A 19,575-nucleotide genomic window follows, 5' to 3' on the forward strand; every position below is an offset into this window, starting at 1 on the left:
CAGGCCAATCTATCAAGGTATCGTCAGGAGTGCTGGTGCAGCAGCAGCGCGGTCCCCGCCCGTTTGACATTACCACCCGCCTGCTGATCGACACCGATCCGGAAGGTTGGCTGCGGTGGGCCGGCTACGAGGTGGACGGTGTGCCGCGACCGATAGACTCGGAGGTGTCCACCGTTCTGGCCGAGGTCGACAAGGTGCTGTACGTGGATAGCCCACACCCGTGGCTGGCGCACTTCGAGCTGCAGTCCGGCTACGACCGCACACTGCCAATTCGCCTCCTCCAGTATTACGGGCTGCTGCTTCGCCGCCACGAGCTGCCAATCGAATCGACCATCGTGCTGCTTCGGCCGCAGGCAGATGGGCCTGACCTGGACGGTCGCTTCCGCCACCACGGTCCGCGTGGCAACCTCTTGGTAACGTTTGCCTACAACGTCATTCGCGTCTGGGAGCGGCCCGTAGCCGAGTTCCTTGATAGCAGCCTCGGATTGCTCCCCCTGGCGCCGCTCGCACGCGTCCGGCCTGCGGAGCTACCGGAGGTCATCGCGCACATTGACGAGCGGCTTCAGCGAGATGCGGCCGGCGAGCTGCGCGGCGATCTGTGGGCCAGCATCCGCATCCTGATGGGGTTGCGGTATGATCGAGATCAGGTGAATCATCTGCTCCGAAGGGTTCGGGAGATGCGCGAGTCAGTCACATACCAGGAGATTCTCGAAGAGGGCCGCGAAGAAGGCATGCGGCGTGGGCTGGCGGCAGGCCAGCTCAGAGGCCAACTTGAAGGGCGGATTGAAGGGCGGATTGAAGGCCGGCTCGAAGGCCGGCTCGAAGGCCGGCTCGAAGGCGAACGGCGCGTGCTGCTCAGGTTTGGCACGGCGCGATGGGGTGAGCCGACTGCTGACGTGCGCGCGCAGATCGAGGCCCTGAGTGATCCCGCCGACCTCGAACGTCTGGTGGATCGCTTGCTTTCCGCAGTCTCGTGGGAGGATCTGCTCGACCGTCCCGCATGAGCACCGAGCCACGGCCGTGCGTGCGTAGCTGAGAACATGGGACGAGGGGCCGACAGCAGAACTGTCGGCCCCTCGCGGTGATGCTGGCGCGGTGGGTGCTAGACGTTCGCGCCGCGCGCCTTGAAGATCTCGGTCATCGCGTCGTGTGCGGTCTTCACGGCAGCCTCGACGGCCGTGCCCTTGACGACGATATCCTGGACCATGTCCGGGATCACGTTGCGTGTCCGGGTCTCGCCGAGCGCCGCCATCAGCTTCGGCTCAGGCGACGACGGGTACCAGAGGCCGCGACCGCCAGCCAGCAGATCCGGGTAGAACTTGAAGATCTCGCGGGACTTCCAGTACTCGTGCTGCGAGCCGTTCTTGTAGATCGGGTACCAGCGACCGCCGACCGCTTCGTACACCGTCTGCAGGCGCTTCGGGTCCATCAGGTTGAAGATGAGATCCTTCGCGCCATCGGCGTTCTTGCTCGTCTTGAACACCGACCACGACCACGCGCCCGACGACGAGTAGCTGCCGCCCTTGCCCGCCGGGAAGGCGGCCATGGTCGAGTCCTTCAGCAACTGCTGGTCGTTGGTCTGCATCCAGGCGTAGATCGACGGCGGGTTGCGGACGAACGCCACCTGCTTGGCCTGGTACGCCGAGTTGTTGCCCGTGTCGTCCCAGGTGGTTGACGCGGGCGGGATCAGCTTGTCATCCCACCAGCCCTTGAGCCGCTTCATGGCATCGATGGTGCCCTGGGAGTTCAAGTTCGGCTTGCCGTCCTTGGTCACCAGCGAGCCGCCATCGTTCCAGATCAGCTGGACGGCCTCGCCCTCGCCATCCGGGGTGCGCCCGAGGCAGATGCCGAGCGCGTACACCGATGGCGGCGTGTTGATCTTCTTGGAGACCTCCGTCAACTCGTCGAGCGTCTTGGGGGGCTCGCGCTTGCCGGTCGCCTTCTCCACGAGGTCGAGGCGCGTGAACAGCGGCGAGGTATCGGCCTCGAACGGGATCGCGAAGATCGCGTTGCCGATGTTGTAGTAGTCCTTGACGTAGTCGTAGAAGCCGCCCTCAACGTCCGCCACGCCCTTCCAGAGATCCGCAACGTCCACGAACAGGTCGCGCGAGGCGAAGTTCAGGACGTCAGTCGGGCTGGTCAGCATCGTGATGTCGGGAGTGGCCTTCGCCTCGATGGCGGCAGCCAGCTTCTGCGGGAACTGGGCATTCTCGATCACGACATACTCGATGTCGGTCTTGTTCGCCGCGCCCCACTCCTTCATCTGGTCGCCGAGGAGCTTGTCACCCTCGGGCGTGAAGCTCTGCCAGCCCCAGATCGTCAGCTTCGAGCCGTTCGAAGTGAACTTCGGCGCAGCGGCAGCAGCCGGCTTGGCGGCCGGCGAGCCAGCCGGAGCCGGCGACGCGCCAGCAGCCGGCGAGGCAGCCGCGGCCGGCGAGGCTCCTGGCGCAGCAGCCGCTGGCGACGCTGCCGGAGCAGCGGGCTTGGTCTCGGCCGGCTTCGTCTCAGCCGGCTTGGCCGGCGCGCTCGTCGGCGCGGCGGCGGGTGCGCCGCTGCAGGCGACGGCCAGCACGCCAGCGCCGGCCGTCAGCAACCGGAGAAACTCGCGCCGCGCGAGGAATCGTCCCTGAGATGCCACGAGGTATCCTCCCTTGGATCCGCTTGGTGATTCGCTCGGATTAGCCCTTGACGCTCCCAGCAGACAGGCCCGACACGACCCACTTCTGGGAGATGATGTAGACCAGGACCGGCGGCAGGGCGCCCAGCAGCGATGCCGCCATCATTGGCCCCCACGGGAACGTGTCGCCCCGCACCAGGCCGATCAGGCCGAGCGTCAGCGTCTTCTGCGAATCGCTCCCGATGAAGACGAGCGCGTACAGAAACTCGTTCCATGACAGCGTGAACGAGAAGAGTGCGACCACGGCCAGCGCCGGCAACGCCAGCGGCAGCATGATCAGGACCAGCGACTGGATCCGCGAGCAGCCGTCCACGAGCGCCGCATCTTCCAGCTCGAACGGCACGTTGCGGAAGTAGCCGATCATCATCCAGGTCGCGAAGGGGATGGTGAACGTCAGGTAGGTCACCATCAGGCCGAGGATGTTGTCCATCAACCCGAGCGAGTAGATCACCTGGAACATCGGGATGAACAACAGCGAGACCGGCACGAGATAGGTGACCACCACGGATCGCGCGACCCACTCGCGGCCCTTGAAGTGCAGCCGGGTGATCGCGTAGGCCGCCAGCGTGCCGACGACAATCGAGGCAAGGGTGGTCGCCAGGGTGACGAGCGCGCTGTTCCTGACGTAGAGCAGGAACGGCGTCTTGCTCAGCACGAAGCTGTAGTGATCCATCGTGACCTCGCTCGGGAAGAGCGCCGGCTCACGGTAGATCAGCAGGTTCGGCTTGATCGACGTGACGACGATCCAGTAGAGCGGCGTCAGCGTCCAGATGCCGAATACCAGTAGACCGAGTCCGATGAACACGGACTTCGTGGTACGGGCCTGTCGGCGCGTCATCGCGATTGCCATACGGTCCTCGTCACCAAGTCAAGTGAGGTCGAGAGGCGCGTGCGCCTCGACGTTGTTGCTCGCAGAGAGCATGCGCTCGCAGCAGTTGCGCCACGGGCCTACTTCTCTTCTTCAGCCAGCATCCGCTTGGTGAGGAAGTAGATCATCACCAGGAATACCGGGAAGAAGAAGAGGGAGATCGTCGCGCCCATCCCGAGCCGCTGCGCACCGGCCACGCCGATCTGGTACGCCAGCAGCGGGAAGATCATCGTGGCGTTGGCCGGGCCGCCGCCCGTCAGCACGTAGACGAAGTTGATGCTGTTCGCCGTCCAGATCGTCGAGAGCATGAACGTGATGATCAGCACGTTCATCACGCCCGGCAGCGTGATCATCCAGAAGCGCTGGAAGACATCTGCACCGTCGATCTCGGCCGCCTCGTACTGTTCGGACGGGATCGCCTGGAGCCCGGCCAGCAGCATCATCGACCAGAACGGCGTGCTGGCCCAGACCACGGCGACGGTCACCGACCAGAGCGCCATGTTGTAGTTGCCCAGCCACTGAATCAGGTCCGAGGTCAGGCCGAGCCGCAGCGCCAGCATGTTGAGCAGGCCAACCTGGGTGCCATCGTACATCCACTTCCAGGTCAGGCCAGCGATCAGCGTCGGGACGGCCCAGGGAATGAAGAAGATGCCCCGCACCAGCATCCGGTACGGGAAGTTCTCGTTGAGCAGGAGCGCCATCCCGAAGCCCAGGAACAGCTTCATGCCCTGGGCGGCCGTCACGAAGAGGATCGAGACGACGACGGACTGGCGGAAGACGCCGCCGACGTCGCGCCCGAACAGCAGCTCCTGGTAGTTCGCAAGCCCTACCCACGTGGCAGGCGAGCCAACCAGCTTGGCCTGGAAACTGAGCAAGATCGCCGAGAAGAACGGGTAGGCGATCAAGCCGATGATGACGATCATGCACGGCGCGAGGAAAATCCAGGCCGTCAGCCAGTCACGCCCCAGCGCGCGCCGGAGCGCAATGGTGGTGGAGCTGCTCGCAGGCTGACCGGGCGCCGCGAGCGGTGAACCGGTCGAGAACGTCTGTGAACCCTGGGTCATCCGTGCTCCCGTGGTCCGCCAGTCAGGGCGGCCTACACGGGAGGCGAGTATACCAGAGGCATGAGCGCTCCTTGGTCCGCGACGACCTCCGCGGCCAGGGCAATCGCATGTTGATGTCGTCGTGCCGCCGCGTCGGGGCTTGAAAGCCCCGCCTACCATCCTGCAGTCGCTGCGCGACGCCCCGGTCTCACCGGCCGACGCTGTTCCCGGCGTCCGTCGCGCAGCGACGGCGTGACTGTAGGCGGGGACTTCAGTCCCCGACCGCCCGTTCCATGATGCTTCGGGGACACCAATGAACATGCAATCGCCCTGCCTCCGCGGCTCATTTGACGATGCGTGGCGACGCTGGAACGGACGCAGGCCGGCCCGGCCGACGCGTCACGAAGACGCATCCGTACGGGTGCGTCCCCGGCGACAGCTCCAGTGTTACAAGTCTCTCATCTGCGACAATGCCCCATTCAGGCGGTCCCGTTCCTCGACGGACCGGCGTTACATCGTCAGGTAGGTGATCGGACGATGGACGAGATGTTCGAAGAAGTGCTCGCGATCTGCCTCGATCGTCTTGCGGATGGCGATACGGTCGAAGATTGCATCGCGGACTTTCCGGAGTGCCCGGAGCTGCAGCCGCTCCTGGCGCTGGCGGCCGCGCTGACGGAATCGGCTGAACAGAGCGCCAGTCAGCAGAGCGGCCCCACCTGGCTCGTCCAGCGTGAGCCGATCCAACTGCGGCCCACCGGCTGACGCACCGCCCCGGCCGGGCAGCGGTCCATTCGTACCGCGGCCTGCCCCAATCCGACCACCGGCAGGCTCGCCACGTCACCTCGGCGACCGTCGCGCCGTTGCATCAGAGGGAGCGGTCTTCCCGCCCCAGGGAGCACTGATGGAACGGACGACGCCGGTCCCCTCGCCGGCTCTGGTCAACGTCCACACACGCACCTTGCTCTGCCCGCGCTGCGAGCGCGAGCAGCCTATGCGTGACTACGCCATGCTTGGCATGAGCCCGTTCTTCGCGTCGCAACTGGTGCCGGTCTACCGCTGCGGAGCCTGCAGCCACCTGTTCGCGTTGAAGCCGGGCGTGCTGGGCGAGGCCTGAGGGCGACCACCGTGGCCCAGCGCGCCGCCTCCACCGAGCCTTCAGGCAGCCTCGTCCAGCCGACTGACGCCGCTGCTGAGCCGACAGGCGTCCGCGCCAGTCCGCCTCGTGCGCTCGCTGCGGCTGTGCTGGCTCCAGACTGCGCCGAACTCGGCCAGCGACGCCGCTCCCGCCTGACGCCGTCGCTCTGGACCGTCTGGCTCGGATTGGCTGCCCTGGCAGCAGCGCTCGGGGCCGCCCTCCAGCCGATGGAGCCGATTGACTACTGGTGGAGCGTCCGTCTGGGCGGCCTGATCCGTCAGCTCGGCGCGCTCCCCGCCGACGACCCGCTGGTCTACACACCGGTCCGGCCGGCCCTGGTTGACGGCCAATGGCTGGCCCGCCTGATCCTCTCGGGCCTGCATGACCTGGGCGGCGTCGCGCTGAGCCTCTCGCTGCGGAGCGCGGTGGCAGTGGTCGCGGCGCTGTCGATCGCGCGGGCCTGCCGACAGGCGGGCGCCGGGCAGCGAGTCTCGGCGCTGGTCGCTGGCCTCTCTGTCATTCTGTTCGTACCGGGGCTCGCCGTCCGCCCGCAGCTGCTGGCCGTCATCCCGTTCCTCCTGGTCGCCCAGGCGGCGGCGCGTCCGCCTCAGACCTGGACCGGCAGGCTTGTCGTCGCCGCCGCCGTGGTGTTCTGGGCGAACGTCCACGGATCGTTCATCCTGATCTATCCGCTGGTCGGCATCAGCATCATGGTGGCGGCCCTGGACTGGGCGCGCACCGGCGAGCGCGCCGCGCTCAACCGCGCCCTCCTGCTCGGCATCGTCTGCGGCGTGGCGCCGCTGGTCAACCCGCACGGACTGGATCTTGGCGAGTACGTGCGCGACACCGTCCTCTTCAATGGCGGGTCGGGCGGCGCTTCCGGGGTCGGGGTGCTCGGCCTCGAATGGGGGCCGCCGGCCATTCGGACCCCCTACGGCGGGCTGTTCTACGGGTCGGTCGTGCTGGTCGTGGTGCTGCTTGCGGCCGGAGTCCGACCGCGCCTCGGCGAGGGGCTGCTGCTGCTCGGCTTCGGGGTGCTGGCCGTCTCATCGGTGCGGCACGTGCTGTGGTGGTCGCTGGTGGCGGCGCCGTTCGTGGCGCGCGGCATCGCGGCGCTGGCCGAGCGCGGACCGTCCTGGCTCCCGCGTCCCGGGCCGTTGCCGGCTGGCGCACCGGTGCTGAACGTGACCTGCCTGGCCCTGTTCGGCGTCATGATGGCCGCGTCCCTTCCCTGGTATCGCCAGCAGCTTCCCCTGCCGCCGACACGAACGGCCCTGCTCGACCTCGACACACCGGTGCAGCTCGGCGAGTACCTTGCGGCGAACCCGCAGCCCGGCCGCCTCTTCAACGACACGAACTGGAGCGCCTACCTGACGTGGCGGCTCGCGCCCGACACGCGCGTGTTCGTCGACAACCGCTTCGAGGCGCACCCTGCCGAGATCTGGGAAGCCTACGTGTCGATCAGCCGGGGACACGTCACCTGGGAACGTCAGTTGGATGCGTGGGGCGTCACGCGGCTGGCGCTGAACCCCGTGTCACAGGCAGGGCTGGTCACGGCGGTCCGTGAGTCCACAGACTGGACGCCGGTCTACGAGGATCGGCAAGCCGTCGTCTTCGTTCGCACCGCCACCCTCGCCGCCGAGGTCCCGCCCGCGCGGTAGCGCCCACCCTTCGCAGACGGAGGTCGCCATGTCCCCAGGGTCCGCGCGGTACAGCGCGCTTCGCGTGTGGCTCGCTGGCGCGTGGGCGCCGCTGCTGCTGATCGTCGTCGGGTACATCGGCGTGACGGTCGTCATCCTGCGAGCGTTCGACTACAACCCGTCTGGCCCGATCCGCATCGGCACGATGCTGCCGGCCGACCAGTTCTGGCGGCCAGACACTGTCGTGACGTCGGGCGTCGGCTACGACGGCCAGTGGTTCTTCTACATGGCGCACGATCCGCTGCTGCGGACGCCGGACCCGGACTCCTACCTGGACCTGCCCGCCTACCGCTACGCGCGGATCCTCTATCCGACACTGGCCTGGGCGCTGGCGCTCGGGCAGCCGGCCGCGATCCCGTGGTCGCTGCTGGTGGTCAACCTGCTGGCCGTCCTGGTTGGCACGGCGGCAGTACTGGACCTGCTCAAACAGCTGGGGGCGAATCGGTGGCTGGCCGTCGCCTACGCGTTCAGCCCGCCGATCCTCATCGGGGTGTCGGCAGCGCTCGCCGAGCCGACCGCGCTGGCGCTGGTGGCGCTCGGCCTCGCGCTGGTGGTTCGCGGCAAGGACCGAGCGGCAAGCTGCGTCCTGATGCTGGCCGTCCTGGCCCGCGAACCCTCGATCCTGGTCCCCGTGGCGTTTGGCCTGTACGCGCTGGGCCGGCGCGACTGGCGGCGCGGCCTGACCTATCTCGTGCCGCTGGCGGTCCCCGTCCTCTGGCACGTCTCGATTCTGGTGCGACTCGGTGCACTGCCGTCGGCCCAGTCCCCGTCCAACTTCGGCATCCCCTTTGGAGGGGCGTACTACCGCCTGGGCCTGTTGCTCGGGTGGCACGCTCCCGCTCTGGGCGAGCCGCTGCCCGAGGGGAACGTCTGGCCCGAGGCCGTCATCATTCTGACGAGCTGCGCCATCGTGCTGATCGGCCTGACGAAGCTGCTGGAACGGCGCGACGTGTTCGCCTGGGTCTTCTTCCTGCAGGCGGCGCTGGCGCTTGGCACTGGTCCGCTGGTCTGGGCGGACCTCCATAGCTACGGGCGAGTGCTGGGGCTGCTCTACTTGACGTTTGCGTTCAGCCTGCTGACACAGCCAGCCCGGTCGCGCTTTTTTCCCGGTGCGCTCTCTGAGTGGACTATTCAGCTACCTGGAATGACTAAGTCTCGGAACATTGCGACAAAACCCGTCACTCCGGCCGTCACGACCCCGTTGATTTCATTGAAGCGGTCGGAACGGTCGTCCTGACGCGCTGAAGCGACATCATTTTCATCGTCGCGGAGGAATCATGTTCGAAGTTGTGCGGCACTACCTCAACCTGCTGGCGGTCAAGACTGGTAAGGGCCAGGGCCTCGTCGAGTACGCCCTCATCATCGTGTTGATCTCGGTCGTGTCGATCCTGATCCTGGGCACCCTCGGCCAGAGCGTCTCCAGCGTCTTCTCGCAGGCGAACGCGGCGCTGGCTGCGCCGTGATCTGACGCGCGGGAGACCGGGGTCGGCTAAGACTCCAGCATCCCTGACAAGAACAGCCCGCCTGGGAAATCCCAGGCGGGCTGTTCTCGTTGTGAGGCCGCACCCGTTGCGGACCCGCGCGGCATAGACCCAATCGACGGCCTGCTGATAGCCCGAACGGATCAGTCACCCTGTCCTTCTGTACCATTTCTGCGAAATCACCATTATAGCCGTCTCTTTCATGCGTGACACCCCGTTAGTCCTTGGTGGAAGGTCGGAAGCCCATCGGGGGCGGCAACTGGAGCAGCGGGCGGCCGAGGCTCCATCCGACCCGTAGTGAATTGAGGGGACTCATGTTCGACATCGTTCGGCACTACTTGGACCTTCTCACGCTCAAGACCGGTAAGGGCCAGGGTCTCGTCGAGTACGCACTCATCATCGTCCTCATCTCCGTTGTCTCCATCGTGATCCTGGGCACCCTCGGCCAGAGCGTCTCCAGCGTCTTCTCGCAGGCGAACGCGGCGCTGGCCGCCCCGTGATCTCGCGCTCTGGCAGCTAGCGCTGCCGGAGCCAGTGACGCCTGGTTACCCGAGGCGGCCCACCCGAACGTCGGGTGGGCCGCTCGTCGTTTCGGGACCAGCCCTGACCGGCACGGTTGGGGCTGACGCCCGTCGGGGGCCGCGAGCGCTGCGTGGGGGCCGCCCTCCCACACGGGGCGCGTGGCAAGCGTAAGGAACTCACGATTGATGACTCGTCGAGCGTTGGGCAGCGGGGGCGTCTCTCGGCGTCACTCTCTGCCGTTCTTTAGTGCAGAAGCTGTGAGTACCGCTGCCCGGGCGACTGCGTACTCGGTCGTTCGTGCGAGCGGCTGCCTACACAGGTCGTCGGCTATCGGGGTCGGCGAAGGAGGACTCGATGCCAAGCCGGTTCTGGCACTGGCTGCACCAACTCTCCCGCCAGGTGCAGCGTGGGCAGGGCCTTGCTGAGTACGGGCTGCTGTTGGTGCTGATGGCCGTGACCTGCGTCGCGGTCCTGACGACGGTCGGCCAGAGCGTCAACGGGCTGTACTCGCACTTCCAGAGTGTCTTCCCACGGTAGGGGTGGATTCAGCCAACTGAGGCCGGCGCCTGTGCGCCGGCCTCAGCCGGAAGTTGCAGTCGAAGTCGAAGCGGAAGGAAAGAGCAGATGAAGCGACGAGGAGCGTTGGCGCTGATGGCCCTCGGCATCCTCCTCGCGGGTGGAGCGAGCGTCATCGTGCTCGGCATCGCCCGCCAGGCGGGTGAGGCGAGCCGGGCCGTGATTCCCCAGGTCTACGTGGTGATGGCCGTCCGCGAGATTCCAGACGGCGCGGTGGTCGTGCCAGACGCCCTGGTCGTGCGGCCGTTCCCGGCCGACTTCGCCCCACAGGGCGCTATCGTCCAGCCTGAGGCTGCCGTCGGCAAGTTCGCCGTCGGCACGATCTACAAGGATCAGATTCTGCTCAACGGTCACGTCTCGACCGGCAAGAAGGCCTCCAGCATGTCGGACCGCGTGCCAACGGGCAAGGTGGTCGTATGGCTGCCGATGCCAGACCTGCTGGCCGGACAGGTCGGCTTCCGGCCGGGCGACCGCCTCGACATCCTGCTCTCGCTGAAGCTGGTGCAGAACTCGCTGGGGAGCGACGAGGGCGCCGGCGGCAACCTCGGCATGAGCACCCAGACGACGCTGCAGAACGTCGAGATCTTCGCCATTGGCGAGCAGATTCAAGCGGGCGTCCAGGCGACCAGCAGCGGCCTCAGCGCCCGTACGTCGTCCAGCACCCAACCGCTGGCCCTCCTGGTCGATCACCAGGACGCGATCATCATCAAGTACATCAAGGACTCCGGCGGCACCATCGACATCGCGCTGCGCTCCTCAGACGAGGACCGCATCGTTCGGACAGACGCCGTGACGGTGGACAGCATTGCCGAGCGTTTCCGCTTCCGCGTCCCGCAGGAGGTTGGCCAGGCGAAGCCAGCCGCAGGAGTGATGCCGTGAACAACCGAACATCGCGACTCCGCGTGCTGGTCCTGCGTGACCCTGGCTTCCAGCTTGACGGCCATGAGACCGATGTCGGCCCGATCACCTCGATGCTCGAACAGGATCCCACCTTCAAGGTCAGCGAGAGCGCCGCTGGCTACGGCGAGGCGGCGCGAGCCGTCCACCGTGGCGACGTCGACCTGGTGATCGTGGACGAGGTGGCCGGCGATCCAGCAGCCGTGGTCGAGCAGTTGGACGCCGCCGCTCCCGAGATTCCGGTCATCGTCCTGCTCGATCAGGAGACGGCCACCCTGGCGCAAGCCTGTATCCTGGCGGGCGCGCGTGCCTACCTCTTCCGCCCCTTCGAGCCCGGCGACCTGATCGAGATGATCCGCCGCATCTACGAGAAGGAGGATCGGCGGCGGCGCAAGTCCTCTCCACAGGGCGGCTCGAAGAGCGGTCGGATGATCGCGGTGCACGGCCCGAAGGGGGGTGTGGGCACCACCACCATCGCGGTGAACCTGGCGGTGACCATCTACCAGCAGACCGGCTTGCGCGTGGTGCTGGTGGACGGCAGCCTGCTCTCGGGCGATGTCGCCGTTGCGATGAACATCGCCAACGAGAACAGCATTGCCGACATGGTCGCTCACCTGCGCGACCTGGACGGCGATCTGCTGAACGACATCCTGCTGCACCACAACTCGGGGATCTGGGTGCTCCCCGCGCCCTCTGAACTGGAGCGCGCCGAGGTCATCTCCGGCGAGGAGACGACCGCCGTCTTCACCGCCCTGCGCCAGCACTACGACGTCATCGTCGTGGACACGGCCTCGCGGCCAGACGAGCACCTGCTGGCGGCGCTCGACCTCTCGGATGCCGTGCTGGTGGTCTGCACGCCGGAGATCGCCTCGCTCAAGAACGCCGCGCGCTTCCTGGCCCTGGCCCACGAGCTGGGCTACGGCGACGAGAAGCTCAAGCTGACCATCAACCGTCTGAGCAGCGGTGGCTCGATCCCGCTCAAGGATATCGAGTCGAACCTCCGCCACAAGATGGCGTTTGGCCTGCCCAGCGATGGTCTGCCCGTCATCGAGGCGCTGAACGCGGGAGAGCCGGTCGTCCTGATGCGCCCGAGCGCCCGGATGTCCCGGCAGATCCACTCGGTGGCCCACGAGCTCATTCGGCAGCTCGGGCTGTCCGACGAGGAGCCGCAGGCCAAGGGCACAGCCAACGTCGCACCTAAGAAGCGCCCGGGTCTGGGGGTGCTCACCAAGCTCACACGCCGAAAGGCCAGCTAGCCGCCCGCCGGGCGGCGCCGGATTGTCCCGTCCGCGCCGCCCCCGGCGTTGGCCTAGATAGGGGTCAACGACGACCGTTCCCCGTCGACCAACGCCGCGAGACCAGCGCCAGCACTCTGCCCCGTACGCACGCGTGACAAGGACGGACCGACGATGCCATCACCGATTTTTGAGCGGCTCAACGGAGCGCGCACCGAGGCTGATCCGAAGCGCTCCGGCCCGACTCGTCCGACGGAGCGAGCGAAGGAGCAGGCCCAGCCAAACGGTGCACAGCTGAATCGGACCGACTTCGGCGCGCTCAAGTCCCGCATTCAGCGTCGCATCATCGCCGAGCTGGCCCCCGAAGCCGATCTCGGCGGCGTACCCGGCCGCCGGGCCATCGAGGAGCTGTTCAACGACACGCTCGCCGAAGAGGGCATTCCGCTCCCGCGCTTGGAGCGCACGCGCCTCCTCGAAGCGATTATGGCCGAGCTGCTCTCGTTCGGCCCCATCGAGCCGCTCCTGCGCGACGAGTCGATCAGCGAGATCATGGTCAACGGGCCAGATCAGATCTGGGTCGAGCGGAAGGGTCAGCTCGAAGAGACCGATATCCGCTTCGAGAACGACGATCACGTGCGGCGGATCATCGACCGCATCGTGGCGCCGCTCGGCCGCCGCTGCGACGAAGCCTCCCCGATGGTGGACGCCCGTCTGCCTGACGGCTCGCGCGTCAACGCGATCATCCCGCCGATCTCGCTGATCGGACCCGTCATCACCATCCGAAAGTTCTCACGCGAAGCCCTGACGATGCAGAACCTCGTGCAGTACGGGTCGATCACTCCCGACGTGGCCGACTTCCTGAGCCTGTGCGTCCAGGGCTGCCTCAACGTCCTGGTGTCTGGCGGCACGGGCTCGGGCAAGACGACGCTGCTCAACGTGCTGTCGTCGTTCATCCCAACCAATGAGCGCATCGTGACGATCGAGGACGCCGCCGAGCTGCGGCTGCGCCAGCGCCACGTGATCTCACTGGAGAAGCGCCCCGCCAACATCGAGGGCACGGGTGAGGTGCCGATCCGCCAACTGGTGGTCAACGCGCTCCGAATGCGGCCCGACCGGGTGGTGGTCGGAGAGTGCCGAGGCTCCGAAGCGCTCGACATGCTCCAGGCGATGAACACTGGCCACGACGGCTCGATGACCACGCTGCACTCGAACGGCCCGCGCGATACGCTGGCCCGCCTCGAAACGATGGTGATGATGTCCGGCATCGAGCTGCCGCACCGGGCCATCCGCGAGCAGATCGCATCTGCCGTGGACCTCATCATCCACCAGGAGCGTCTGTTCGACGGCTCACGCAAGGTCACGCACGTCTCGGAAGTGCAGGGCATGGAAGGCGACGTGATCATCCTGCAGGACATCTTCCGCTTCGAGCAGGGGGCCATCGTGCGCGGCAAGGTCCAGGGCGAGCTGCGCTCGACCGGCGTCCGCCCGAAGTTCGAGTTGAAGATGGCCCGCAACGGCGTCAAGCTCCCCGATGCCCTGTTCGGCAACGGCAACGGCATCAGCCAGCGGCTCAACGAGAGCCGCGTCACCTCCCCGCTCCGAGGAGGCCACTAAGCCATGACCCAGCCCGAGCTCGCCGCCCTGATCGCCGGCGCCGGCATCTTGATGATGACGTTCGCCGTGTTCCAGCTCGCCAGTCAGGCGTTGCTTGACAGCCGGCTGCGCGTCTTCGTGCGGCGAGGCTCGACCCCCCAGCCGGTCATGAGCGTGCGCCGCCAGCGCCAGACCTCGCGCGTCGCCTGGGTCGAGGAAGTCAACCGCCGCCTGCGACAGGCCAACTACTCCAAGCAGCTGCAATTGCGGCTGGTGCGCGCGGGCGTGGACATGCAGGCCAGCCGCTTCCTGGTCATTCAGGGCATCGCCGGCGTCGGAGGCTTCATCGTCGTCTGGTACCTGGCGAACACCGTCCCCGACCTGAAGGGCATGGGCGCCGTGATCGTCGCGATGACGGTCCTGCCGGTTGCCTGGTTCGTTCCCCTGATGACGCTCTCGTTCCTCGAGGGCACGCGGCTCAAGAAGCTGGAGCGGCAGCTCGCGCCGACCATCGACTCGATGGCCGGTGCGCTCCAGGCGGGGTCGAGCCTCCCCCAGGCGATGGAGATGGCCAGCCGCGAAATGGCCGCTCCGATCGGCGAGGAGCTGGCTATCGCCGTCCGCGAGATGGCGGTGGGTGTCCCGATGCAGGAGGCGTTCGCGCACATGCTCGACCGCGTCCGCAGCCTCGACCTCGACATGCTGGTGACGGCGATCACCATCCAGCACCGCGTGGGCGGCAACCTCGGGCAGATCCTCCGGACGATCTCCCACACCATCCGCGAGCGACTGCGTATTCGCGGCGAGATCGCCATCCTGACGGCGCAGCAGCGGATGTCGGCCTACATCGTCAGCGCCCTCCCGATCCTGATCGTCGGTGCGCTGTTCGTGCTCGCGCCGGCCTACATCGGCAAGCTGTTCCAGCCGGGCATCGCCCGCATGCTGCTGATCATGGGCGGCTTCGGGATGCTGGCCGGCTTCTACGCGCTCATGAAGATTGCAGACATCGATGTGTAACCTGTCAGCGCCCCAGATCCTCCGCCGGCTCCGCAGCCTTCCGGGTGCGCTGGCCCTCTTTGTGGCCGGTCTGGGACTGCTGCTCGTCGGCGTGCCGCTGATGGCGACCATTACGCATGCCGCCGACGAATCGTCCGTGCGGGCGGTGATCCCGCCCCGCGCGACGGCGGTCCCAGCCCCGGACGATTCCGAGATCACCATCGACGAGATCCGCACGGACAAGTACCCAAGCATCAAGACGCGCTTCAGCCTGCGGCCACTGTCCGGGCTGCCGCCAGCCTACCTGGAGCCGCACGACATCAACATCATCTCGGGCCTTCAGTTCCACCCGGTCCTCGAAGTGCACACCGTCGGGCGGGTGCCGACGACGGGGGTCGGCAGCTACGAAGTGAGCTGGATCTCCTACAGCCCGACGTCGCCCGGCGAGTCGCTCGCGGCGCGGATGGCCGTCTCGATCAACGGTCGTCCCGAGGTCAGCACCGGGCTACAGTTCACGGTGCCGTTCCCGCCGCAGGCGGATGCTCCGGCCCAGCGCGAGCTGAATCATGCGCTGATCGCCGTGCCGGCGCCCACACCCGGCACGATCAACATGTCGCTCGCCAGCTCGCTGGCGGCGATCTTAGGCGGCACGGCGTTCCTGGCGACCATCGCCGGCCTGATCTGGCACGCTCGCTGGCGCGCCGCGCAGGACCGCCTCGCGATGTGGGTCGGCCGGAGCGCGGAGCATCGCGCCAGGGCCATTCAGAAGGCGTCGAAAGAGGGCCGCAAGAGCCTGACCATCTCGCCGATGGTCGCGTTCTTCGGCAAGATCGGCGCGAAGCTGGTGCCGTCCAACCAGGGCGACAAGCTCCGCCGCACGCTGATCCTTGCAGGTCGCCCTGGCAACCAGCAGTACACGCGATTCGTCGCGACGAAGGCCGGCCTTGCTGTGGCCCTGTTCATGGGCGGGTTCTGGCTGATGATCGGGCTGGCGCCGTTCACGACGACGCTCCTGACTGCCACGACGGCGGCCATCGTCGGCTTCATGTTGCCGAGCATCTGGCTCGGGCGGGCTATCAAGAAACGTCAGTACCTGATGAAGAAGGCGCTGCCGGACGCGCTCGACCTGATCACCATCGGCGTGAGCGCTGGCCTCTCGTTCGACGGGGCCATCGGCGAGATCCTGGAGAAGTGGGACAACGATCTCAGCTTCGAGTTCTCGACCATGCTTGGCGAGCTGCGGATGGGCGCAGGCCGCCGGCAGGCGCTCCTGAATCTCGCGGATCGCACCCAGGTGGACGAGATCCAGATCATGACCAGCCAGTTGATCCAGGCGGACGAGCTGGGCATGAGCCTGACCGAGACGCTGCTGACCCTGGCGAACCAGATGCGCCTGCGCCGTCGCCAGCACGCGGAGGAGCTGGCCCACAAGGCGGCGGTCAAGATGCTGATCCCGCTGGTCTTCCTGATCTTCCCGGCCCTGTTCGTGGTGATCCTCGGTCCGGCCGCTCAGGACCTCTTCTCCTTCTTCTCAAACGGCCCGAACTAGTGGCTCGGCAGGCCTGAATCGCAGGGCTGCTCGGTGCCCATCCTCAACCTGACAGCAGCGAGAAACGCGCTCCCGTCCGTCATCCCGACCGCGGCGAGGAACGAGCGGAGAGGGATCTTCCCCAGGTGAGGGACGGCTGACGAGGAAGATCCCTCGACTGCGTTCGCACGCTCACTCCGCTCGGGATGACGGTGACGGGAGCAGCCTCACTCCGCTCGGGATGACGGGGGAAGCGTCGGCAGGAACTCAGCCCGGCAGTTCACGACTGACAGGCCACGAGGCGGCCTGCCATACTGGAGCAGGCACGTCATGCCCAAGACCGTTCGCATCACCAACCTCAGCCGCTCGGTGGAGCTTGCCGACCACGCCGGCCTCGCCGACGGCTTCCTCAGTCGGCTGCGTGGCCTGCTTGGCCGCACTGACCTGCCGGCCGGTGATGGACTGGTCATCGTGCCCTGCAACTCCGTCCACATGTGGGGCATGAAGATCCCGTTGGACGTGGTGTACCTCGACCGCCAGGGGACGGTGCTGCGGCTGGTGACCGACCTCCGGCCGGGTCGGCTCGGCCCGTACGTGCGGCGGGCGCACACCGTGTTGGAGCTGCCGGTTGGGTCCATCGCCGAGAGCGGCACCGAGGTCGGGGATCAGGTGGCCGTGGAGCGCGTGGCCTGAGCGTCTCACGAGTGGAGCCAGCGTCTGGGGTGAAACATCCGACGCGCGCGATGGCCGGCCGTATACTCTCCTGAGTGGACGAACACGGCGGCAGCGGACGCGGCGGACGCTCCATCGACGACGGGCAGCAGCCCGAGCGGCGAGCGCTCTCCGATCAGCAGTACACCTGGGGCGGCAGGCCCGGCGAGGACTTCGGGCCGATAGCGCCGCCGACGCCAGCGCAAGACCCTGGCACCGCCCGCGAGACGCTCGGTCAGCAGCGCGCGGACCAGCCGCCGGCACGCTTCGGGATGCCGCCAGAGGCGCACACCACCTCGGCTGAGGCAGCGCCGACGATCCAACTGCCGCGTTCCGCACCACGTCCGGTCCGGGCGCGGCCGGCGCTCTGGCGACCGATGTTATTGCTTGGAGTCGGCCTGCTGGTGCTGGTCGGGCTGGTGGGCGGCGTGCTGCTGGCGATCTCGCGCTCGGGCGGCGGGCCTGCTGCCAGCCCCGCCGAGCCGCCGCCCACACTCCAGGCTGCCAGCAGCCCGGCCCCCTCGCCGGCCGTCGCCGCGACGCTCGCGCCATCCCCGTCACCGGTCGCGCAGGCCGCTGCCACACCCAGCCCGAGCGCGGCCCGGCCCAGCGAGACTGTCGCCGCCGCCACGCCGAGTCAGGCCGTGACGCCGGCCACCCCCCCGACTCCCCCGCGTGCGGCTGGCTCGCCAGCTCCGGCCGGCAGCCCGCCCACGCGGTTCTCGCCACCGGTCATCGGGCCGACCCCTCCCAGCCTGATCCTGCCGCCCGGCCTGAGCTTCCCGACGAGCACACCGGCCAGGATCATCGCGACCAGGACGCCGCTCCCGGTCCCGACGCTCCGGCCGATCACGACCAATGCGCCCCTGCGGGCGGACCGCAACACCTACAGCGTCGGCGAGGAGGCCACGCTCTGCGCCCAGGCGACGCACGGCAGCTCGGCCCAGATCAACGTCCTGGGGCCGGACGGCTCGCAGCGAACGCTCGGGGAGTTCCAGCCGCCGGCCGACCGCGTGTGCCAAACGCTTCGACTCGATCTGCCAGGCCTGTATGTCGTGACGCTGACCGTGCGGGATGCCGGCGGGCGTGAGCTGGAGCGGTTCGCGACGGTCGTCAACGCGACGCGCTGAGGCAGCCCGACGGTGACAGCGCCCGCGATGCGCGTCAGGTGAGCCGGGCGTGCCGTGGCAGCGGCGACCCCAGCAGCGGCTCGGCGTAGCGCCGGAAGGCCGCCGTCGGGCCGCCGCGCGGGTCGGGCACCATCTCGGGCGGGAGCAGCCGTTGCTCGTTGGCGACCGACGAGAGCGATGTCGCGCCCAGCGCCCAGGTGTACGGATCGTCTGACGCCCGCTGGATGACGGCCATCTGATCCGTTGCGCCGCTCAGGGCCAGTTGCACGGCCTCGCGCCCGACGGCCACGGCCTCCTCGGCGTCGGCCTCCGAGCGGCACGAGATCGACATCCGCTGGAGCGTCCCGTACTTCTCCCAACGCGCCCGCAGCCCGAGCTGTCCGCGAATCTGGCTGACGAGGTGCTCGGCCGGGCTGTCGAAGTAGGCATGTCCGAAGGCATCGACGTGGCGTGGCTGCCCGCCCGATCCGAGGACGTGTCCATCTGGCCCCGGCTGGTTCTCCGAGAGCACCATCACCACGTGGCCGTAGGCCTGGTGGGTCTCGGCGACGTCGGCCAGAATCGAGTCAACGCTGACGGGCCACTCGGGCACGTACACGAGGTGCGGGCCTTCGTCCTCGTACCGCCGTCCGAGCGCCGCCGCGGCGGCGAGCCAGCCGGCGTGCCGACCCGCCACTTCGAGGATCTTGACCGGGTCGCTGCGACGCATCGCCTCGGTGTCCCGCGAGGCCTCCATCGCAGCCAGTGCCAGGAACCGCGCTGCGCTGCCGAAGCCCGGGCAGTGGTCCATCCCGACGAGATCGTTGTCAACCGTCTTCGGGACGCCGATGCAGACGAGATCGTCGCCGGCCGCCTGAGCCGCCAGCGCCAGCCGATGCGTCGTGTCCGCCGAGTCGTTGCCGCCGATGTAGAAGAACATGCCGGCGTTGAGCTGACGGAGGGCGCCGAGCGCACGGTCCAGGTCTTCGTCGGCCAGCCGGTAGCGGCACGAGCCGAGGATGCTGGACGGCGTCTCCTCCAGCGCGTCGAGGAAACCCGCCTGCTGGTTCCGAAGATCGACGAACTGCCCGCCGAGCAGCCCCTCGATGCCGTGGCGCAGCCCGAGGATCGGACCGACACGGTCGTCGGCAGCGAGAGCCTCGCGGATGATCCCGGCGAGAGAACGGTTGATGACCGCTGTCGGACCGCCGGATTGCCCGACGACAAGCGCACGTGGCTGTGACACGCCGCGAAGTCTACCCGAGCGGGACGGCCGGGAGCAGGCTCTTGCCGCGCCAGGCCCTCAGGCCCGACCACTCGTGTCGTGGCGTCCTGGCAACGCCGACGAACATGCAATCGCCCCGCGGGCGGCGGGCCGGCCCCCGCGCCGCCCGGGGGCGGCCCCGGGCCCCCGGGCGGCGCCGCCGCCCGGCGCGCCCCGCCGCGCGGCCGGCCGCCCGCCGCGCCCGACTGTTGGGGCACCCGGCGGGATGATCGGCGTCGG

Annotated in this window: 19 protein-coding genes; 15 read left to right on the top strand and 4 right to left on the bottom strand. The window is 67.9% G+C overall.

Features of this window, described 5'->3' with window-relative positions:
• Positions 1 to 35: 35 nt before the first annotated feature.
• The gene (locus IT306_02730; protein ID MCC7367307.1) at positions 36 to 1,004 is read left to right on the top strand and encodes a hypothetical protein; all 969 of its coding nucleotides are present in this window, start codon (positions 36 to 38) and stop codon (positions 1,002 to 1,004) included.
• A 98-nt stretch (positions 1,005 to 1,102) separates the two neighbouring features.
• Here the strand turns inward: IT306_02730 and IT306_02735 are convergent, their stop codons facing one another.
• From IT306_02735 to IT306_02745, 3 genes are all read right to left on the bottom strand, one after another.
• Positions 1,103 to 2,638 (bottom strand): extracellular solute-binding protein, encoded by a 1,536-nt coding sequence (locus IT306_02735; GenBank protein MCC7367308.1) that lies wholly within the window; start codon positions 2,636 to 2,638, stop codon positions 1,103 to 1,105.
• Positions 2,639 to 2,678: 40 nt separating this feature from the next.
• Entirely contained in the window at positions 2,679 to 3,527 is an 849-nt protein-coding gene (locus IT306_02740; protein ID MCC7367309.1) for a carbohydrate ABC transporter permease, read from the bottom strand.
• Positions 3,528 to 3,625: 98 nt separating this feature from the next.
• Positions 3,626 to 4,609 carry a sugar ABC transporter permease gene (locus tag IT306_02745; protein ID MCC7367310.1) on the bottom strand — a complete coding sequence of 328 codons (984 nt, stop codon included), beginning with the start codon at positions 4,607 to 4,609 and terminating at the stop codon, positions 3,626 to 3,628.
• Between the two features lie 516 nt (positions 4,610 to 5,125).
• On the opposite strand from IT306_02745, the gene IT306_02750 reads away from it, so the two are divergent.
• The 14 genes from IT306_02750 (at position 5,126) to IT306_02815 (ending at position 18,092) form a co-directional block, all read left to right on the top strand.
• Positions 5,126 to 5,350 carry a hypothetical protein gene (locus IT306_02750; protein ID MCC7367311.1) on the top strand — a complete coding sequence of 75 codons (225 nt, stop codon included), beginning with the start codon at positions 5,126 to 5,128 and terminating at the stop codon, positions 5,348 to 5,350.
• 139 nt (positions 5,351 to 5,489) lie between these two features.
• The gene (locus IT306_02755) at positions 5,490 to 5,702 is read left to right on the top strand and encodes a hypothetical protein (protein MCC7367312.1); all 213 of its coding nucleotides are present in this window, start codon (positions 5,490 to 5,492) and stop codon (positions 5,700 to 5,702) included.
• A gap of 11 nt (positions 5,703 to 5,713) precedes the next feature.
• A complete protein-coding gene (locus tag IT306_02760; protein ID MCC7367313.1) occupies positions 5,714 to 7,384 on the top strand; it encodes a hypothetical protein in 1,671 nt (556 codons plus the stop codon).
• Positions 7,385 to 7,412: 28 nt separating this feature from the next.
• Positions 7,413 to 8,660 carry a hypothetical protein gene (locus IT306_02765; GenBank protein ID MCC7367314.1) on the top strand — a complete coding sequence of 416 codons (1,248 nt, stop codon included), beginning with the start codon at positions 7,413 to 7,415 and terminating at the stop codon, positions 8,658 to 8,660.
• A 40-nt stretch (positions 8,661 to 8,700) separates the two neighbouring features.
• Positions 8,701 to 8,886, top strand: a complete 186-nt coding sequence (locus IT306_02770) for a Flp family type IVb pilin (GenBank protein MCC7367315.1) — start codon at positions 8,701 to 8,703, stop codon at positions 8,884 to 8,886.
• Between the two features lie 332 nt (positions 8,887 to 9,218).
• Positions 9,219 to 9,404, top strand: coding sequence for a Flp family type IVb pilin (locus tag IT306_02775; GenBank protein MCC7367316.1), 186 nt, complete (start codon positions 9,219 to 9,221; stop codon positions 9,402 to 9,404).
• Between the two features lie 376 nt (positions 9,405 to 9,780).
• On the top strand, positions 9,781 to 9,963 hold the full coding sequence (locus tag IT306_02780) for a hypothetical protein (GenBank protein MCC7367317.1): 183 nt from the start codon (positions 9,781 to 9,783) through the stop codon (positions 9,961 to 9,963).
• A gap of 87 nt (positions 9,964 to 10,050) precedes the next feature.
• Entirely contained in the window at positions 10,051 to 10,881 is an 831-nt protein-coding gene (gene cpaB, locus IT306_02785) for a Flp pilus assembly protein CpaB (protein MCC7367318.1), read from the top strand.
• Positions 10,878 to 12,155, top strand: a complete 1,278-nt coding sequence (locus IT306_02790) for an AAA family ATPase (protein MCC7367319.1) — start codon at positions 10,878 to 10,880, stop codon at positions 12,153 to 12,155. Before cpaB ends, IT306_02790 begins: the two co-directional genes overlap by 4 nt.
• Positions 12,156 to 12,308: 153 nt before the next feature.
• Positions 12,309 to 13,748 (top strand): CpaF family protein, encoded by a 1,440-nt coding sequence (locus IT306_02795; GenBank protein MCC7367320.1) that lies wholly within the window; start codon positions 12,309 to 12,311, stop codon positions 13,746 to 13,748.
• 3 nt (positions 13,749 to 13,751) lie between these two features.
• Positions 13,752 to 14,744: a type II secretion system F family protein gene (locus tag IT306_02800; GenBank protein MCC7367321.1), complete on the top strand. Its 993-nt coding sequence runs from the start codon at positions 13,752 to 13,754 to the stop codon at positions 14,742 to 14,744.
• Entirely contained in the window at positions 14,737 to 16,272 is a 1,536-nt protein-coding gene (locus IT306_02805) for a type II secretion system F family protein (protein MCC7367322.1), read from the top strand. Before IT306_02800 ends, IT306_02805 begins: the two co-directional genes overlap by 8 nt.
• Positions 16,273 to 16,581: 309 nt before the next feature.
• Positions 16,582 to 16,944: a DUF192 domain-containing protein gene (locus tag IT306_02810; GenBank protein ID MCC7367323.1), complete on the top strand. Its 363-nt coding sequence runs from the start codon at positions 16,582 to 16,584 to the stop codon at positions 16,942 to 16,944.
• A 74-nt stretch (positions 16,945 to 17,018) separates the two neighbouring features.
• On the top strand, positions 17,019 to 18,092 hold the full coding sequence (locus IT306_02815) for a hypothetical protein (GenBank protein ID MCC7367324.1): 1,074 nt from the start codon (positions 17,019 to 17,021) through the stop codon (positions 18,090 to 18,092).
• Positions 18,093 to 18,126: 34 nt separating this feature from the next.
• On the opposite strand, the gene IT306_02820 is transcribed toward IT306_02815, so the two are convergent.
• Positions 18,127 to 19,317 carry a diphosphate--fructose-6-phosphate 1-phosphotransferase gene (locus tag IT306_02820; GenBank protein ID MCC7367325.1) on the bottom strand — a complete coding sequence of 397 codons (1,191 nt, stop codon included), beginning with the start codon at positions 19,315 to 19,317 and terminating at the stop codon, positions 18,127 to 18,129.
• Positions 19,318 to 19,575 lie beyond the last annotated feature (258 nt).

Source organism: Chloroflexota bacterium (assembly GCA_020850535.1).
Classification (GTDB): Bacteria; Chloroflexota; UBA6077; order UBA6077; family JACCZL01; genus JADZEM01.

Coding starts and splice junctions, on each gene's coding strand:
- IT306_02745 (MCC7367310.1), bottom strand. CDS start 4,609: ATGACCCAGGGTTCACAGACGTTCTCGACCGGTTCACCGCTCGCGGCG.
- IT306_02765 (MCC7367314.1), top strand. CDS start 7,413: ATGTCCCCAGGGTCCGCGCGGTACAGCGCGCTTCGCGTGTGGCTCGCT.
- IT306_02750 (MCC7367311.1), top strand. CDS start 5,126: ATGGACGAGATGTTCGAAGAAGTGCTCGCGATCTGCCTCGATCGTCTT.
- IT306_02780 (MCC7367317.1), top strand. CDS start 9,781: ATGCCAAGCCGGTTCTGGCACTGGCTGCACCAACTCTCCCGCCAGGTG.
- IT306_02775 (MCC7367316.1), top strand. CDS start 9,219: ATGTTCGACATCGTTCGGCACTACTTGGACCTTCTCACGCTCAAGACC.
- IT306_02805 (MCC7367322.1), top strand. CDS start 14,737: ATGTGTAACCTGTCAGCGCCCCAGATCCTCCGCCGGCTCCGCAGCCTT.
- IT306_02800 (MCC7367321.1), top strand. CDS start 13,752: ATGACCCAGCCCGAGCTCGCCGCCCTGATCGCCGGCGCCGGCATCTTG.
- IT306_02795 (MCC7367320.1), top strand. CDS start 12,309: ATGCCATCACCGATTTTTGAGCGGCTCAACGGAGCGCGCACCGAGGCT.
- cpaB (MCC7367318.1), top strand. CDS start 10,051: ATGAAGCGACGAGGAGCGTTGGCGCTGATGGCCCTCGGCATCCTCCTC.
- IT306_02740 (MCC7367309.1), bottom strand. CDS start 3,527: ATGGCAATCGCGATGACGCGCCGACAGGCCCGTACCACGAAGTCCGTG.
- IT306_02755 (MCC7367312.1), top strand. CDS start 5,490: ATGGAACGGACGACGCCGGTCCCCTCGCCGGCTCTGGTCAACGTCCAC.
- IT306_02770 (MCC7367315.1), top strand. CDS start 8,701: ATGTTCGAAGTTGTGCGGCACTACCTCAACCTGCTGGCGGTCAAGACT.
- IT306_02810 (MCC7367323.1), top strand. CDS start 16,582: ATGCCCAAGACCGTTCGCATCACCAACCTCAGCCGCTCGGTGGAGCTT.